Source organism: Helicobacter trogontum (assembly GCF_000765905.2).
Classification (GTDB): domain Bacteria; phylum Campylobacterota; class Campylobacteria; order Campylobacterales; family Helicobacteraceae; genus Helicobacter_A; species Helicobacter_A trogontum.
The window spans coordinates 1-409 of the sequence record NZ_JRPL02000117.1 but is presented as its reverse complement, the minus strand read 5'-3'; the positions used below and the strand labels follow the sequence as shown (position 1 = coordinate 409).

Annotated in this window: 1 pseudogene; it reads left to right on the top strand. The window is 31.1% G+C overall.

The annotated features are described in order from the left end of the window. A pseudogene (locus LS81_RS11135) lies at positions 1-409 on the top strand (DUF1311 domain-containing protein); the annotation flags it as partial.

Sequence of the window (409 nt, the reverse complement as noted above, 5' to 3'; positions counted from 1 at the left end):
GCAAGAAAAGATCAATTTGATGAGAATAAATGGCAAGAAGTTCCCCCCTCTGTCAATCCTCCTTTTAGTATAGGTTTTTGTGCTTTTGGAGCAAATAATCAATATGGTGTTTTTTATCGTTATTGCACAGAAAAAAGAGAGATTATAAAAGAAGAAATGGCAAAAGCTATCAAAGAAAAAAGTCCTTATATCGGTTTTCCTAGAGTCTATAAAAGAAAAATTGATATTAATAATGATGGAGTGTTAGATAATGTGATTCTTTCAGATGGGGAATATTTTAGTGCACTTTGGATATATAAAAATGGTAAGTTAGATGCAAAGGCAAGTGATAAAATCTATGGAGATGATTTGCATTTTCATGGAGAAAAAACTAGTTATCAAATTGTAATGGTTAATGAAGTGCCTCACA